Here is a 15,712-nt window from a genome sequence, read left to right as displayed (position 1 = left end):
GCTGAGCCATGTTCGACATCGGTTGGCCGGAAATGCTCGTGGTCGCGGTCGTTCTGATCGTGATCGTGGGGCCGAAGGACTTGCCGCGCATGCTGCGCGCGTTCGGGCGCACGACGTCCAAGATGCGCTCGATGGCGGGCGATTTCCGCAAGCAGTTCGACGAGGCGCTGAAGGAGGCCGAGCTTGACGACGTCAAGTCGACCCTCGACAGCGCGCGCAAGCTCAATCCAACCTCGGAAATCAAGAAAGCGCTCAATCCGATGGAAAAGGCGGCCGCGGATGTGCGCGCCGGCCTCGACGATATGATGAAGCCGAAACCGGCCAAGACCGCGGCGCCCGACGCCGAAGCGGCGCCGGCCGAGCCGGCTAAGGCCGGGCCGACGGCGATGCCGGGGGCCGCAGCGGCAAAACCGGCGGCGACCGTGCCTGGCAAGAGGAAGACCGCGGCCAAATCCACTGCCGCAACCGGCGCCGCGGCCAAGGCCAAGCCGGCCGGCAAGGCTGCCGCGTCGCCGGCGAAGAAAACGGCTGCGGGCGCGCGCGCCAAGCCGGCTGCCAAGACCTCCAAACCCAGACCGGCAACGCGCAAGGCGCCGGCCAAGAAGACCGGGGCATCCTCGTGAACGTCCACGACGACGACATCGACAAATCGTCGGCCCCGCTGATGGATCATTTGATCGAGCTGCGTACGCGGCTGATGTGGTCGATCGGCGGTTTTTTCGTCGCCTTCCTGGTCTGCTTCTTTTTTGCCAAGGACATTTTCAACCTGCTGGTGATCCCGTTTCAGTGGGCGACCGCCTGGGCCGGTCTCGACGCCGACAAGGTCGACCTGATCTACACCGCGCCGCAGGAGTTCTTTTTCACCCAGATCAAGCTCGCCATGTTCGGCGGGCTGGTGATCGCCTTTCCGGTGATCGCCGGCCAGATCTACAAATTCGTCGCGCCCGGCCTCTACCGCAACGAGCGTCGCGCGTTCCTGCCGTTTCTGATCGCTTCGCCGATCCTGTTCCTGATCGGCGGCGCGCTGGTCTATTTCTTCTTCACGCCGATGGTGATGTGGTTCTTCCTGTCGATGCAGCAGGTGTCGCCCGATCAGGAAATCCAGATCTCGCTGTTGCCGAAAGTGTCGGAATATCTCAGCCTGATCATGACGCTGATCTTTTCCTTCGGCCTGGTGTTCCAGCTTCCGGTCGTCACCACGCTGATGACGCGGGTCGAGCTTTTGAGTTCGGCGGGGCTGGCCGACAAGCGCAAATACGCCATCGTCATCGCCTTTATCGTCGCCGCGGTGCTGACCCCGCCCGATCCCGTCAGCCAGCTCGGCCTCGCCCTGCCGACGATCCTTCTCTACGAGGTCTCGATCTGGCTGGCGCGCATGGTCGAGAAGAAGCGCGCGGAAGAGCGCGCAGCCCGGGACGAGGCGCAAACGGATGGTGACGAACCCGATCCAGCCCAAGCGGAGCCCGCGGCTTCCGAAGCCGGCGACGAGGACGCGAGGCGTCCCTCGTAAGGCGCTCGCGGTGCGGCGCGGCCTTGCGCCATTCCGATTTGCGGTTTAGGCCGTTCGGCGGTCTTGCGCGCGTTGTGCGGCGCGTGGCGGACATTCATATGCCGTTTCGGCAACACCAACCGTATGGGAACCGATTTTCGCCATGCTCGACATAAGATGGATTCGCGACAACCCCGAGGCCCTGGCCGAAGCGCTTGAAAAGCGCGGCTGGTCGTCGGCGGATGCGCGCGCCGAGGTCGACGCCGTGGTGGCCGCGGACGAGGCGCGGCGCGCCCATCTGACCGAGTTGCAGGCCAAGCAGGAACGCCGCAACGCCGCCTCCAAGGAGATCGGCAAGGCGATGGCGCAAAAGGACCTGGCGCTGGCCGAAAAGCTCAAGGCCGAGGTCGCCGATATCAAGCGTTTCGTTCAGGACGGCGAGGCAGAGGAGCGCACGCTCGACAAGGCGCTGTTCGACCGGCTGGCGGCGCTGCCCAACCTGCCGCACGACGACGTGCCCGTCGGCGCCGACGAGGCCGACAATGTCGAGATCCGCCGCGTCGGCGAGCCGAAACGCGCCAATGCGGCGAAGGAGCATTTCGAGATCGGCGAGGCGCTCGGCCTGATGGATTTCGAGACGGCGGCGAAATTGTCGGGCTCGCGTTTCACCGTGCTCAAGGGTCAGCTTGCCCGGCTCGAGCGCGCGCTCGGCCAGTTCATGCTCGACCTGCACACCACCGAGCACGGCTATCTGGAGGTCCAGCCGCCGCTTCTGGTACGCGACGGGCCGATGTTCGGCACCGGGCAATTGCCGAAATTCACCGACGATCTTTTCCAGACCTCGCGAGAAGCAACGAATCAAGAACAGATCGTTAGGGCAATACTCAATATTGATAGTAGCCCGTTGGAAGTGGAGGCGGAGAAAAAGAGCGAAGATACGCGGTCGGTAGTTGAGAAAATCGTTGAAGCGTTAGTGGCTGAGAAGGGGCGCGCGAGTTCCGCTCCTGAGCGCCAGTCTCTCTGGCTTATCCCCACCGCCGAGGTCCCGCTCACCAACCTGGTGCGCGAGGAAATCCTCGACGCCAAATCGCTGCCGCTGCGCTTCACCGCGCTGACGCCGTGTTTCCGCTCCGAGGCCGGCTCGGCCGGCAAGGACACGCGCGGCATGCTGCGCCAGCACCAGTTCTACAAGGTCGAGCTGGTCTCGATCACCGACGAAACGTCCTCACTCGATGAGCACGAGCGCATGACGGGCTGCGCGGAAGAGGTGCTCAAACGCCTTGACCTGCCTTACCGCACGGTGGTGCTGTGTTCGGGCGACATGGGGTTCGGGGCCAGAAAGACCTACGACATCGAGGTCTGGCTGCCGGGCCAGAACGCGTATCGTGAGATTTCGTCCTGTTCGGTGTGCGGCGACTTTCAGGCCCGGCGCATGGAGGCCCGCTACCGGCCGGAGGGCGAGAAGCAGACCCGCTTCGTGCACACGCTCAACGGCTCGGGCACGGCGGTCGGTCGCGCGCTGATCGCGGTGATGGAAAACTACCAGAACGCCGACGGCTCGGTCACCATTCCTGAAGTTTTGCGTCCCTATATGGGCGGTCTGGAAAGGATCGGCTGAGTATGCGCATTCTTCTGACCAACGATGACGGCATCCACGCCGAGGGACTGCAGGTGCTGGAGCGGATCGCGCGCACCCTGTCCGACGATGTGTGGGTGGTGGCGCCGGAAACCGACCAGTCGGGTTTCGCCCATTCGCTTTCCCTGTCCGAGCCGCTGAGGATGCGCAAGCTCGACGAGCGCCATTTCGCCCTGCGCGGCACACCGACCGATTGTGTCATCATGGGTGTGCGCAAGGTCATGCCCGAGCCGCCGGACCTGGTGCTGTCGGGCGTCAATTCGGGCGGCAACGTCGCCGACGACGTCACTTATTCGGGCACGGTGGCCGGCGCCATGGAGGGGACGCTGGTCGGCGTGCGCTCGATCGCGCTGTCGCAGGCCTACAGTTTTCGCGACGACGACCGCTTCGTGCCGTGGCACGTCGCGGAGACGCTGGCGCCGGCACTGCTGAAGAAGCTGATCGCCATGGACCTGCCGGCAGGCGCGTTCCTCAACGTGAATTTCCCCAATTGCGAGCCCGAGCAGGTGCGGGGCACGAAAGTGACCGCGCAGGGCAAGCTTTTGCACGGCCTGTGGATCGACGAGCGTCGCGACGGGCGTAATTTTCCCTATTACTGGCTGCGTTTCGGCCGCCAGCCCTCGGAAGTGCGCGAGGGCACCGATCTTGCCGCCATGCGCGACAATTTCGTCTCCGTCACACCGCTTCAGCTCGACCTGACCGCGCACGAACTCAAAGACAGGGTGGCGAAGGGGCTCGCATGACCCGTGCCGGCGACGATCGCGAGGGTTTCGCCGCCTTCCTGCTGCGCGCCCGCGCCAAGGGCGTCGACGACAAGCGGCTGATCGCCGCGATCGAGGCGGTGCCGCGGCGCGGTTTCGTGTCCGGCCAGTGGCAGTCCGTCGTGTGGTGCGACCGGATGATCCCGATCGAATGCGGGGAAACGCTGGAAGGGATCGACCTGCAGGCCCAGATCGTGCATGCGCTCGGTCTGGAGCCGAAGCACCGCGTTCTGGAGATCGGCACCGGGTCGGGCTACACGGCCGCGCTGATGGCGCAGCTTGCCGGCCGCGTCGTCACCGTCGATCACTACAAGACGCTGGTCGACCAGGCCCGTCACCGCCTCGACGCGCTCGGTATCGCCAATGTGGTCGTGCGCCAGGCCGATGCGGCCAACGGGCTCGCCGGCGAAGGGGCGTTCGACCGCATCGTGTGTTGGGCCGCGTTCTCGGCCCTGCCGCGCAATTTCGTCGATCAATTGTCGACGAACGGGCTGATGATCGCACCGATCGGGCCGGGCGAGGGCGAGCAGGCGCTGGTCCATCTGCAAAAGGTGGGGAGCCGTTTCGACCGGAGCGATATCGGCGTCGTGCGTTTCCAGCCCTTGCTCGAAGGCGTGGCCGCGGCGATCTGAAGCCGGCCTTTTCACGCAATTCGCGAAATCGCGCCGCGCGTCGCGCCATCTTAACGCGGCAGTAAGATTAACGCGCTTTAATTTTGGGTGAGTGACGTTCCGTAACCGGTGTTCGCGAGTATTGCGATGCGTATCAAAGTCTTGGGCATAGCCGGGCGCGATTTCGCCCGCATGACGGCCATTCTGGCCGCCGGCAGCTTTCTGGCCGGCTGCAGTTCCGGCGCGATGCGTTTCGATGAAGAGATTTTCACCGCGTCCACGGCCAATCAGCGCGCCATTCTCGGCAACGTGATCGATCAGCCCTTTCCCGGCGATGTGAGCCCACGGCCGGCCCCGGTCGACCAGACCTATACCGGCTCGGTCAATCGGCGCGCCGTCGAACCCGTCGAAGTCCGCACCGGGAGCGTTCAGCGCCAGACGCTGCCGGCGCCCGTCCGCCAGCCAATGCCGGCACGGCCGGTCGAGGTGGCGCGGGCCGAGCCGGTTGCTCCTGAGCCGGTGGCCCCGGCCGCGCCGCGCCAGGTTGTTGCCGCGGCTCCCGCCCCGGCGCCGGCCGGCGCTGATGCGGATGGCGAGGGCTGGACGCGGGCCGGCGGAACCCAGGTGACGGTCCGCGAAGGCGAAACGCTCTACAATCTCTCGCGTCGCTTCGGCGTGCCGGTCAAGGCGATCATGAAGGTCAACGACATGGAGTCGGCCGGGGAATTGTCTGCGGGCCAAAAGGTAGTGATCCCGACTTATGTCTATTCGCGCAAGGCGCCGATTTCGGCGCCCGACGCCAATCCCAACGTGATGGAGGCGAAGTCCTCGCGCGGTTCACGCTACGACGTCCCGGCCGACAAGGTGCCGCTGCCGAGCCGTTCGCCGGACCGCAGCGTGGCAATCCTGCCGCAGACGCCGAAGCCCAAGCAGCGCGTCGCTTCCGCCGAGACCAGCGACGTCGCCACGCAAAAGGCATCCGCCACGCCTTCGCCCGCCAAGGACGGGACCTACACGGTCGTGGCCGGCGATACGCTTTATGGCATCGCGCGCCAGCGCGGCACCACCGCCGCTGCGATCAAGCAGGCCAACGGCCTGAGTGACGGCCATTTGCGCATCGGACAGAAGTTGCGCATTCCCGCGTCCGGCCAGGTGCTCGTGCGGGCGGACGAGCCCGTCGACCCGATCAAGACCGCCGGCACGGGCGAAAAACGCGCATCCGATGCAACGAAAAGCCCGGTAACGGCCTACACGCCGCCGGAAGCCGACAAGACCGCGCGCGGTTCCTCCGACAAGGCGATCGCCGAAACCGTCACCAAAAGCGCAGCCGTCGCGCCGGAAGCGACCGGCGTGGAGCGCATGCGCTGGCCGGTGCGCGGCCGGGTCATCGCCGGCTACGGCCGCAAGACCGGCTCCAAGCCGAATGACGGCATCGACATCGCCGTGCCGGAAGGCACGCCGGTCAAGGCGGCCGAGAACGGCGTCGTGATCTATGCGGGCGACGGGCTGAAGGAATTCGGCAATACGGTTCTGGTGCGTCACGAGGACGGCTTGGTTACCGTTTACGGCCATGCCAGCCAGTTGAAGGTGGCGCGCGGCGACAAGGTGCGGCGCGGCCAGGAGATCGCACGCTCGGGCATGAGCGGTTCGGCTGACCTGCCGAAACTCCATTTCGAGGTGCGCAAGGATTCCGTGCCGGTCGATCCGACCGGTTATCTCGAATAGGGCGCCCTAAACAGTAGGCAGCGGGTCATCGCCTCCAGTCGGGCCCGCCAGCTTCGCCCGTCCCGCAAGGGGCGGGCGATTTCGTTGTGCGCAGCCGCTCAGCCCAGCCTGCGGCCGAGCCGTCCGGCCAGATCCTGGACGAACTGCCAGGCGACGCGGCCCGAGCGCGAACCGCGCGTGGTCGCCCATTCCAGCGCCTGCGCGCGCAGGGTCTCGGCGTCGATCGCCAAGCCGTAGTGGGAGACGTAGCCGTCGACCATGGCGAGATAGTCGTCCTGGGAGCATTTGTGGAAACCGAGCCACAGGCCGAACCGGTCCGACAGCGAGACTTTTTCCTCCACCGCCTCGGACGGGTTGATGGCGGTGGAGCGCTCGTTTTCGATCATGTCGCGCGGCAGGAGATGCCGGCGGTTCGAGGTGGCGTAGAAGATGACGTTGTCGGGCCGGCCCTCCACACCGCCCTCCAGAGCCGCCTTCAGCGACTTATAGGAGGTGTCGTCGTGGTCGAAGGACAGATCGTCGCAAAACAGGATGAAGCGATGCGCGACGCCCTTGAGCAGGGCCAGCAGGGCGGGCAGCGTGTCGATGTCCTCGCGGTGGATTTCGATCAGGCGCAGCCGGGCCGCGTGGCTCGCGTTGACGGCGGCGTGCGCCGCCTTGACCAGAGACGACTTGCCCATGCCGCGCGCGCCCCACAAAAGCACGTTGTTGGCCGGGTAGCCGTCGGCGAAACGCTGCGTGTTGTCGACCAGGATGTCGCGCACACGGTCGACGCCCTTGATCAGATCGATCTCCACCCGGTTGACCCGCTCCACCGGGGTGAGCATGCCGGTTTCGGCTTCCCACACGAAGCAGTCGGCGGCGTCGAAATCGGGCGCTGCCGGCGGCGGCGGGGCCAGGCGCGACACCGCCGCGATCAGCCGGTCGAGTTTTTCACCAAGGGTTTCGCTGCGGGCTTCTGTCATTTCCGTCCGTCCTGAATTATGTCTGCGCGCTCTACCACGCGCGTGCCGCCGGCAAAAGCGGGCCGAAACCCGGTCCATCCGGTTGCAATGAAGGCGCGAGAGACTATATTCCGCCCACCTTCGGCCGGGGCCTTTTGCGCACGGCGGCGTTCTCAGGAGAATTCTATGTTCGTAACACCGGCTTATGCGCAAACAGGGGCTGCTGGCGGCTCCGACATGCTGATCAGCATCCTGCCGTTCGTGCTGATCTTCGTGATCATGTATTTTCTCATCATTCGGCCGCAGCGCCAGACGATGAAAAAACGCCAGGAAATGCTGGCGGCGATCCGCAGGGGCGATTCGGTGATCACCGGCGGCGGTCTGGTCGGCAAGGTCACCAAGGTCATCAACGACCACGAATTGGAAATCGATCTCGGCGGCGGCATGAAGGTGACGGCGATGCGCGCCACGATCGCGGAAGTGCGGGTCAAGGGCGAGCCGGTCGCCAACCAGAACGCCAAAAAATAACCCAGAACAGGGTGAAATGATCTCGTTTTCGCCCCGACGGACAGGCTGATGCTGTATTTCACCCGCTGGAAGACGACTCTGATCTGGCTGGCCGTTCTGGCCGGGATCGTGTTCGCCGCGCCCAACCTTTTTTCCCAGGCGACTGTTGCCAGTCTGCCGGACTGGTTGCCGAAGCGCCAGATGACGCTCGGCCTCGACCTGCAGGGCGGCTCGCACATCCTGTTGCAGATCGAAAGGCGGGACCTGATCGAGGAGCGCCTCGAATCGACCCGCGACGACGTGCGCCGCCTGCTGCGCGACGCCCGCATCGGCTATACTGGGCTTTCCGGTTCGAGCCGCACCGTCCAGGTGCGCGTGCGCGACGCCGGCGATGTCGAGCGCGCCAAGGAGGCACTGGCGCAGTTGACCGAGCCGGTCTCTGCCGGCCTGTTCGCCGGCGGCACGGTGACCGAACTCGCGCTCGAAGAGCCGGAGCCGGGCCTGCTGCGCTTCACGCTGACCGATGAGGGCATCACCTATCGCCTCGCTTCCGCGCTGTCGCAGTCGATCGAAGTCGTCGGCCGGCGCGTCAACGAACTCGGCACCACCGAACCGATCATCCAGAGACAGGGCGACGACCGAATCCTGGTTCAGGTGCCCGGGCTGCAGGACCCGCAGCGCCTGAAGGACATTCTCGGCCAGACCGCGAAGCTGACCTTCCAGATGGTCGACACCTCGGTGCCGGTGCAGGAGGCGATCGAAAGCCGCCCGCCGCCGGGCACGACGGTGCTTTATTCCACCGACGATCCGCCGGTGCCCTATCTGATCGAAAACCGCGTCATCGTGTCGGGCGAAAACCTGGTCGACGCGCAGGCGACGTTCGACCAGCGCACCAACGAGCCGGTCGTTTCGTTCCGCTTCGACACCAAGGGCGCGACCCGGTTCGGCCAGGCGACCCAGGAAAATGTCGGTCGGCTGTTTGCCATCGTGCTCGACGAGCAGGTGATCTCGGCGCCGCAGATCCGCGAGCCGATCCTCGGCGGCACGGGCCAGATCTCGGGCAATTTCGACGTTCAGAGCGCCAACGACCTGGCGGTGCTGCTGCGCGCCGGCGCGCTGCCGGCAACCCTGACCATCATCGAGGAGCGCACGGTCGGGCCGGGGCTCGGCCAGGATTCCATCGACGCGGGCAAGCTTGCCGGCCTGATCGGCGCCGTGCTGGTAGTGGTGTTCATGATCGCCGCCTACGGCACGCTCGGCGTGCTGGCCAATCTGGCGCTGCTGGCCAATATCGGGATGATCGTGGCGATCCTGTCGGTGCTCGGGGCCACGTTGACCTTGCCCGGCATCGCCGGCATCGTGCTGACCATGGGCATGGCGGTCGATTCCAACGTGCTGATCTATGAGCGTATCCGCGAGGAACGGCGCAACGGGCGCTCGCTGATTCAGGCGATCGATACCGGTTTCTCACGCGCCTTCGCCACCATCGTCGATGCCAACGTGACGACGCTGATCGCGGCCGTCGTGCTGTTTTATCTGGGCAGCGGGCCGGTGCGCGGTTTTGCCGTGACCCTGGCGATCGGCATCGTGACGACGGTCTTCACCGCCTTTACCTTCAGCCGCTGGATGCTGGCCGAATGGGTCCGCCGCCGCCGGCCGAAGGAGCTGCCGCGCTCGTTCGTGTCGCTGATCCGGCCCGGCACGAAAATCGCATTCATGAGCTTCCGGCGCATCACCTTCGCGTTTTCCGCCTTTTTGTCGGTGGCTTCCGTCGTGCTGTTCATCGGCGTGGGCATGAATTACGGCATCGACTTCAAGGGCGGATCGCTGATCGAGGTGCAGACGCGCGACGGTCAGGCCGCCGATATCGGCGAAATCCGCGGCCGGCTCTCCGATCTTAATATCGGGGATATCCAGGTCCAGCAGTTCGGTACCGAAACCGATGTGCTGATCCGCGTCGCCTCGCAGGAGGCCGGCGACAACGCCGAACAGAGCGTCGTGGTCAAGGTTCGCGGCGAGCTCGAGCAGGACTACGATATCCGCCGTGTGGAAACCGTCGGACCGACGGTCTCGTCCGAACTCGCGATGCAGGGCACGATCGGCGTTCTGGCGGCCTTCGCCCTGATCATGGTCTATATCTGGCTGCGCTTCGAATGGCAGTTCGCGGTCGGAGCGATCATCGCCACCGTGCATGATATCGTCATCACGGTCGGCTTTTTCGTGATTTCCGGCATCGAGTTCAATCAGTCCTCGATCGCGGCCATTTTGACCATTGTCGGCTATTCGCTGAACGACACGGTGGTCGTCTATGACCGGGTGCGCGAGGAGTTGCGGCGTTACAAGAAGATGCCCTTGCCGCAATTGCTCAACAACGCCATCAACCTGACCTTGTCGCGCACCTTGATGACATCGGTCACCACCTTGCTCGCCTTGACGGCGCTGTTCCTGTTCGGCGGCGAGGTGATCCGTTCGTTCACGGCCGCAATGCTGTTCGGCGTGGTGTTCGGCACCTATTCGTCGATCTTCATCGCCGCGCCGATCCTGATCCTGTTCAAGCTTCGGCCGGGCGCGCTTTCGGCCAGCAAGGACGAGGCGAAGGAGGACGATCAGGACGCGCCGGCCGAAACGTCGAAAGCCTGAGGCGGCCATGGCCGGCGGTATCATCATGCGCGAGGCCCATTTTCCGGGCCGGGCGCCGATCGACGCCTACGGCAATGGCGGTTTCCGGTTTGCCGAGATGTCGCATCGCGGCTCCATCCTGTGCGTGCCGTCGGGCATTCACGGCTGGCAGCCGGCCGATGCGACTGCGCTCGGCGAAACCGATTTCGGCCGTGTCTTCGACGAGGCAGCCGAGATCGAACTTTTGCTGGTCGGAACCGGCACGGCGCTGAAGCCGCTGCCCAAGGCGGTGCGCGAGGCCGTCCGCGCGGCCGGGTTGACGGTGGAGGCGATGTCGACGGGAGCGGCCGTGCGCACCTACAACGTGCTTCTGGCCGAGGATCGGGCCGTGGCGGCGGCCCTGGTCGCCGTGTCCTGAAATGGCGGCCGATGCGCATGTGCGCGAGATCGTGCGCGCCGGCGATCCCGACCGTTATCTGGCGACCCTTTACGCGCCCGAAGACAAGCGGCCGGCACTGTTTGCGCTTTATGCCTTTCACGTCGAGACGGCCAGGGTGCGGGATCTGGTTCGCGAACCGCTGCCCGGCGAAATCCGGCTGCAATGGTGGCGCGATGCGATCGCCGCCGGCCAGCCGACCGGCAGTCCCGTCGCCGACGCGCTGATTGCGGCGATCGACGCCTATCGCCTGCCGGTAGCCGCGTTCGAGGCCATGCTGGAGGCGCGTGTCTTCGACCTCTACGACGATCCGATGCCCGACAGGACGACGCTGGAAGGTTATTGCGGGGAAACTGGCGCGGCGCTGATCCAGCTTGCCGCGCTGGTGCTCGACGCCGAGACGGCCGCCGGCCAGGCCGACTTGGCCGGCCATGCCGGGTGCGCGCAGACCATGACCGGCCTGTTGCAGGACCTGTCGCGGCACCGCGCGCGCGGCCAATGCTACGTGCCGGCCGATCTGCTCGCCGCCGTGGGGACGGATCGTGAGGCTTTTCTCAGCAACGACGACGATGACGGGGTAGGGCGGGCTGTTGCGGCCATGCTGGCGCTGGCCCGTGATCATTTCGGTGCTTTTTTGCGCGACGCGCCGAGCCTGCCGGCCAGCCTGCGTCCGGCATTCCTGCCACTGGCCGTAATCGAGGCAAGCCTCGACCGAATCGAGAGCAAAGGCGTCGACGCGCCCGCGCCCTCGGCGCTGCGCAGGCACTGGCTGATCTTGCGCCGCGCGACCGGCGGCTGGTGACGACTCTCTTTTACGTTTACGTCAAAAATGCTACAGCGTGCCGGGCGCAAGGAGCGCCGACGGGAGAGAGCCGGCATGAGCCTGACGGTCCTGGTCGCCATCGTCGTGATCGGCATAGCGGCCGTCCTCGTCGCGGTGCATGCGAGCGGGGGAACGCGTGCGGCCGAACTGGCGAACGCGGATCGGGCGCGCCGGCGGTTTGCCGAGGATTTTCCCAATGAGACGATTGCCGAGGTGCTTCTGACGACACCGCCCACGGCGGCGTTTCTGCTGCTCGACGGCACCCGCACGGGGATCGTCCAGGCGGTGGGAATGCACTTTCTGACCCGTATCGTGCGGCCGCCCGACCTGGCCGCGGTCGACGCCGACGGCGCCACGCTTTGCCTGAAAACCAGGGATTTCACCTGGGCGGGCGGATGTTTCCGGTTCGCAAGCGCCGGGGAGGTGCAGCGCCTGTCGCAACGGCTTTCGCCGGCCAACCGCAACGAGCAACGAAAGAGCGCCTGATGGACGGCTACGATTTTCCAAAAGTCACGGAACTGGCGATCCCGTTTTTCGTCGCCGCGATCCTGCTGGAGCTGTGGCTGGTGCGCTCGGGTCGCGCCAGGGGGGCGTTCGAGACCCGTGACACCTTTACCAGTCTGATGATGGGCACGGGCAATGTGGTGGCCGGCATATTGCTCGGTTTCGTCGCCTATTGGGCGCTGTCCTGGGTTTGGCAGTTCCGCCTGTTCGATCTCGGCCTGCATTGGTGGGTGTTCGTCGTCGCCTTCCTGCTCGATGACCTGCGCTATTACTGGTATCATCGCATCGCCCATCGCTGCCGGTGGGTATGGGCCGAGCACGTCAACCACCATTCCAGCCAGCACTATAATTTGTCGACCGCGCTCAGGCAGTCGTGGACGGGCACGTTCACCGGCATGTTCGTGTTGCAGGCGCCGATCGTGCTGCTGGGCGTCCATCCGGCGGTGATCGCCTTCGTCTTCGGCTTCAATCTGGTCTGGCAGTTCTGGATCCATACCGAGACGATCGGCAAGATGTGGGGCTGGTTCGAGGCGATTTTCAACACGCCGTCGCATCACCGCGTCCACCACGCCACCAATCCGCGCTATCTCGATGCCAACTATGCCGGCACGCTGATCATATGGGACCGCATGTTCGGTACCTTCGTGGAGGAGTTGGAAGAGGAGCGGCCACGATACGGCATCGTCAAGAACCTGGGTACCTTCAACCCGTTCAAGGTCGCCTTCCACGAATGGATCGGCATGTTCAAGGACGCCGCCGCGCCCGGTCTGACGCTGCGACAGCGTCTGGGCTACCTGTTCATGCCGCCGGGCTGGAGCCATGACGGTTCGCGCGAGACCTCGCAAAGCCTGAAAGCCGATTTCGTGCGCCGCAATCCGGCCGAAGCGGGCAAGCCGGGCCTGCCAACGGCGGACGGTGCCGGCCTGGCGTCGACCAAGTAGGCGCAAGGCGCGCAATCGGCCGCTGCCGGCCGGCGATTGATCCACGCCGAGATCTAACTGTCCATAACTCGGTAGCGCGATGGACATCGCGGTTCGAGCGTCGTAGGGGCGTGCCCGCTGGGAGGGAAATACGGCGCGCCTGCGTGCCAAACGGAAAGGTCGTTCTATGGCTGCCATGCCGCTTCCCCCGCGCTGGGCCTCCTGGCCCGTTCTTCTTCTTTGCCTCGTCATGCTTGCCGGCGGCGGCTATCTCCTGATCGGCGGAGTTCAGCTCATCTCGCTCGGCGGCTCCTGGTACTTCGCCGTCGCCGGCGCGGGCTTGCTGTTGTCGGCCTGGTTTCTGGCCCGCAGCCACGTTCTGGGCCTGCACATTTTCGTCGTGGTGTTCGTCGGTACGGTGATCTGGGCGATCTGGGAGGTCGGCTTCCAGTTCTGGCCGCTGGTCTCGCGCCTGGTCGCGCCGGCGGTGCTGGGCGTGTTGATCTTCCTGGCCGCGCCGTTGCTGAAGCGTGGCAGCGGTCGACCGGCGCGTCTGCCGGCCTTTGCCATGGCTGCGCTCTTGGTTGTGGCGCTTGCTGCAACCGGTTACCGCGCGTTCCAGCCCGTGCCCTACGTCGCAGCCAGCGGGGCGCCGGAAACGCTGGCCGAGACGGCCGAAGTCGCGCAAAGCTGGCAGCATTACGGGCGCACGCCGGCCGGCACGCGTTATGCGCCGTCCGCTCAAATCACGCCCGAAAATGTCGGCCAGCTCGAGGTGGCCTGGGAATTCCGCCACGGCGACGTGCCCATCAACGAGACCGGCACGGGTGCCGAAGACCAGAACACGCCGCTTCAGGTCGGCGACACCGTTTATGTGTGCACGGTGCGCAACGTGGTCCACGCGCTGGACGCCGATACCGGCGAGAAGCGCTGGAGCTTCGACCCCGAAGCGTCTTCGCCGCTGTGGCAGCGGTGCCGCAGCGTCGGCTATTACGAATCGACCGGTCGCATCTCCGCCGGGCTGCAGGCGGTTCGCGCCTCCGAAGCGGAAGCAGCACAGGCAGCGGTGGCTGCGGCCGTCGAGGACGATGGCGCGCAAGGTGAGGCGCTCGTCCCGGCCGAGCCCGAACAGACGCGTCCCGCCGAGCAGGCGGGCATCTGTCAGCGCCGCATCGTCTTGACCACGATCGATGCCCGCCTGATCCAGCTCGATGCCGATACTGGCGCGCCGTGCCCGCAATTCGGTGAAAACGGCACGGTCAACCTGACGGTCGGCATGGGCGAGGTACGCCCCGGCTTCTATTTCCAGACGTCGGCGCCGACGGTGGCGCAGGGCATCATCATTATCGGCGGCTGGGTCGTCGACAATGTCGCCATCGGTCTTCCTTCGGGCGTCGTACGCGGTTTCGACGCTGAGACGGGCGAACTCGTCTGGGCCTGGGACCTCGGCAATCCGGACATCACACGCTTCCCCCCGGAAGGCGGAACCTATACGCGCGGCACGCCGAATGTGTGGAGCACGCCGGCCTTCGATCCGGAGCTCGGTCTGGTCTACCTGCCGACCGGCAACGCGACTCCGGATTTCTTCGGCGCGCATCGTTCACAGCGGGCGGAGGAATACACCGCCGCCGTCGTCGCGCTCGACATCCAGACGGGACGCGAACGCTGGCACTTCCGCACCGTCAACCACGATCTGTGGGACTATGACGTGCCTTCGCAACCCGCCCTCTACGATATTCCGGACGGGCAGGGCGGCACGCACGCGGCGTTGATCCAAACGACCAAGCGCGGCCAGATCTTCGTGCTCGACCGCGCAACCGGCGAACCGGTCTTCGCGGTCGAGGACCGCGCGGTGCCGCAGGGGGCGGTCGAAGGGGATTGGACGGCCGCGACGCAACCCTATTCGGTGGGCATGCCCAGCATCGGCGCCGACCCGCTGACGGAAGCGCGGATGTGGGGCACCACGCCGTTCGATCAGCTTTATTGCCGCATCGAGTTTCGCAAGATGCGCTATGAGGGCGAATTCACTCCGCCGGGGCTGGAGCCGACGCTGCAATGGCCGGGTTTCTTCGGCGGTATGAATTGGGGCAGTTCGTCGATCCACGAGCCGACCGGCTATCTGGTGTTCAACGATACGCGCTCGCCGCACCGCATCCAGCTCGTTGCCCGCGGTGAGGCCGACAAGGCGGACGCGCGCAACTCCCATGAAGGGCTCTCGGGTCAGCTCGGCACGCCCTATGGCGCGGCCAAGGTGACCTTCATGTCACCGCTCGGCATTCCGTGTCAGGAGCCGCCTTACGGCACGCTGACGGCGATCGATCTGAAAAGCCAGACCATCGCCTGGCAGGTGCCGCTCGGCACGGTCGAGGACAACGGTCCCCTCGGCATCAAGATGCATGTGCCGATGCCGACCGGGATGCCGACGGTGGGCGGCCCGGTGACGACGGCTTCGGGCCTGGTCTTCTATGCCGGCACGCTTGACCACAATATCCGCGCCTTCGACCTGGCGACCGGCAAGGAAGTGTGGAAGCACCGGCTGCCGGTGGGCGCGCAGACGACCCCGCTGGTCTACACATCTCCCGAGACGGGCCGGCAATATGTCGTGGTGTCGGCGGGCGGCGCGCGCACCTCGCCCGAGCGCGGCGACTACGTGATCGCCTTCGCGCTGCCGGAGCCGGCGGCCGAGTAGGACGGGGACCGCGGCGGCGCAGGAACGAATGCGCCGCCGGCCTGCCAG

At 65.7% G+C, this 15,712-nt stretch carries 13 protein-coding genes and 2 pseudogenes; 14 read left to right on the top strand and 1 reads right to left on the bottom strand.

Annotated features, from left to right (window positions below; genetic code table 11):
* Window positions 1-8: 8 nt before the first annotated feature.
* From tatB to EP380_RS11800, 7 genes and pseudogenes are all read left to right on the top strand, one after another.
* A complete protein-coding gene (gene tatB / locus EP380_RS11825; RefSeq protein ID WP_106569209.1) occupies window positions 9-623 on the top strand; it encodes a Sec-independent protein translocase protein TatB in 615 nt (204 codons plus the stop codon).
* A 41-nt stretch (window positions 624-664) separates the two neighbouring features.
* Window positions 665-1,510: a twin-arginine translocase subunit TatC gene (gene tatC / locus EP380_RS11820; RefSeq protein WP_420845859.1), complete on the top strand. Its 846-nt coding sequence runs from the start codon at window positions 665-667 to the stop codon at window positions 1,508-1,510.
* Window positions 1,511-1,652: 142 nt separating this feature from the next.
* Window positions 1,653-2,333, top strand: a pseudogene (locus tag EP380_RS23935) (serine--tRNA ligase); the annotation flags it as partial.
* 174 nt (window positions 2,334-2,507) lie between these two features.
* A pseudogene (gene serS, locus EP380_RS23930) lies at window positions 2,508-3,107 on the top strand (serine--tRNA ligase); the annotation flags it as partial.
* Window positions 3,108-3,109: 2 nt separating this feature from the next.
* Window positions 3,110-3,868 (top strand): 5'/3'-nucleotidase SurE, encoded by a 759-nt coding sequence (gene surE / locus EP380_RS11810; protein ID WP_106569212.1) that lies wholly within the window; start codon window positions 3,110-3,112, stop codon window positions 3,866-3,868.
* Window positions 3,865-4,518, top strand: coding sequence for a protein-L-isoaspartate(D-aspartate) O-methyltransferase (locus EP380_RS11805; RefSeq protein ID WP_106569213.1), 654 nt, complete (start codon window positions 3,865-3,867; stop codon window positions 4,516-4,518). Before surE ends, EP380_RS11805 begins: the two co-directional genes overlap by 4 nt.
* A gap of 126 nt (window positions 4,519-4,644) precedes the next feature.
* Window positions 4,645-6,222 carry a peptidoglycan DD-metalloendopeptidase family protein gene (locus tag EP380_RS11800; RefSeq protein ID WP_127598773.1) on the top strand — a complete coding sequence of 526 codons (1,578 nt, stop codon included), beginning with the start codon at window positions 4,645-4,647 and terminating at the stop codon, window positions 6,220-6,222.
* A 98-nt stretch (window positions 6,223-6,320) separates the two neighbouring features.
* On the opposite strand, the gene EP380_RS11795 is transcribed toward EP380_RS11800, so the two are convergent.
* Window positions 6,321-7,187, bottom strand: a complete 867-nt coding sequence (locus tag EP380_RS11795; protein ID WP_127598772.1) for an ATP-binding protein — start codon at window positions 7,185-7,187, stop codon at window positions 6,321-6,323.
* A 165-nt stretch (window positions 7,188-7,352) separates the two neighbouring features.
* On the opposite strand from EP380_RS11795, the gene yajC reads away from it, so the two are divergent.
* The 7 genes from yajC (at window position 7,353) to EP380_RS11760 (ending at window position 15,664) form a co-directional block, all read left to right on the top strand.
* A complete protein-coding gene (yajC, locus tag EP380_RS11790) occupies window positions 7,353-7,694 on the top strand; it encodes a preprotein translocase subunit YajC (RefSeq protein ID WP_106569216.1) in 342 nt (113 codons plus the stop codon).
* Between the two features lie 48 nt (window positions 7,695-7,742).
* Complete coding sequence (gene secDF, locus EP380_RS11785; protein ID WP_127598771.1) at window positions 7,743-10,313, top strand: protein translocase subunit SecDF; 2,571 nt, start codon at window positions 7,743-7,745, stop codon at window positions 10,311-10,313.
* A 7-nt stretch (window positions 10,314-10,320) separates the two neighbouring features.
* The gene (locus EP380_RS11780) at window positions 10,321-10,710 is read left to right on the top strand and encodes an Mth938-like domain-containing protein (RefSeq protein ID WP_127598770.1); all 390 of its coding nucleotides are present in this window, start codon (window positions 10,321-10,323) and stop codon (window positions 10,708-10,710) included.
* Window position 10,711: 1 nt separating this feature from the next.
* Complete coding sequence (locus EP380_RS11775) at window positions 10,712-11,530, top strand: phytoene/squalene synthase family protein (RefSeq protein ID WP_127598769.1); 819 nt, start codon at window positions 10,712-10,714, stop codon at window positions 11,528-11,530.
* A gap of 75 nt (window positions 11,531-11,605) precedes the next feature.
* The gene (locus tag EP380_RS11770) at window positions 11,606-12,037 is read left to right on the top strand and encodes a hypothetical protein (protein WP_127598768.1); all 432 of its coding nucleotides are present in this window, start codon (window positions 11,606-11,608) and stop codon (window positions 12,035-12,037) included.
* Window positions 12,037-12,996 carry a sterol desaturase family protein gene (locus EP380_RS11765; RefSeq protein ID WP_238719834.1) on the top strand — a complete coding sequence of 320 codons (960 nt, stop codon included), beginning with the start codon at window positions 12,037-12,039 and terminating at the stop codon, window positions 12,994-12,996. Before EP380_RS11770 ends, EP380_RS11765 begins: the two co-directional genes overlap by 1 nt.
* Window positions 12,997-13,162: 166 nt before the next feature.
* Window positions 13,163-15,664, top strand: coding sequence for a membrane-bound PQQ-dependent dehydrogenase, glucose/quinate/shikimate family (locus EP380_RS11760; RefSeq protein ID WP_238719833.1), 2,502 nt, complete (start codon window positions 13,163-13,165; stop codon window positions 15,662-15,664).
* Window positions 15,665-15,712: the final 48 nt, after the last annotated feature.

Origin of the sequence: Nitratireductor alexandrii (assembly GCF_004000215.1) — a bacterium.
In the GTDB taxonomy this organism is placed as follows: Bacteria; Pseudomonadota; Alphaproteobacteria; order Rhizobiales; family Rhizobiaceae; genus Mangrovimarina; species Mangrovimarina alexandrii.
The sequence above is the reverse complement of the archived record's forward strand: the minus strand, read 5'-3'. Positions and strand labels throughout refer to the sequence as shown.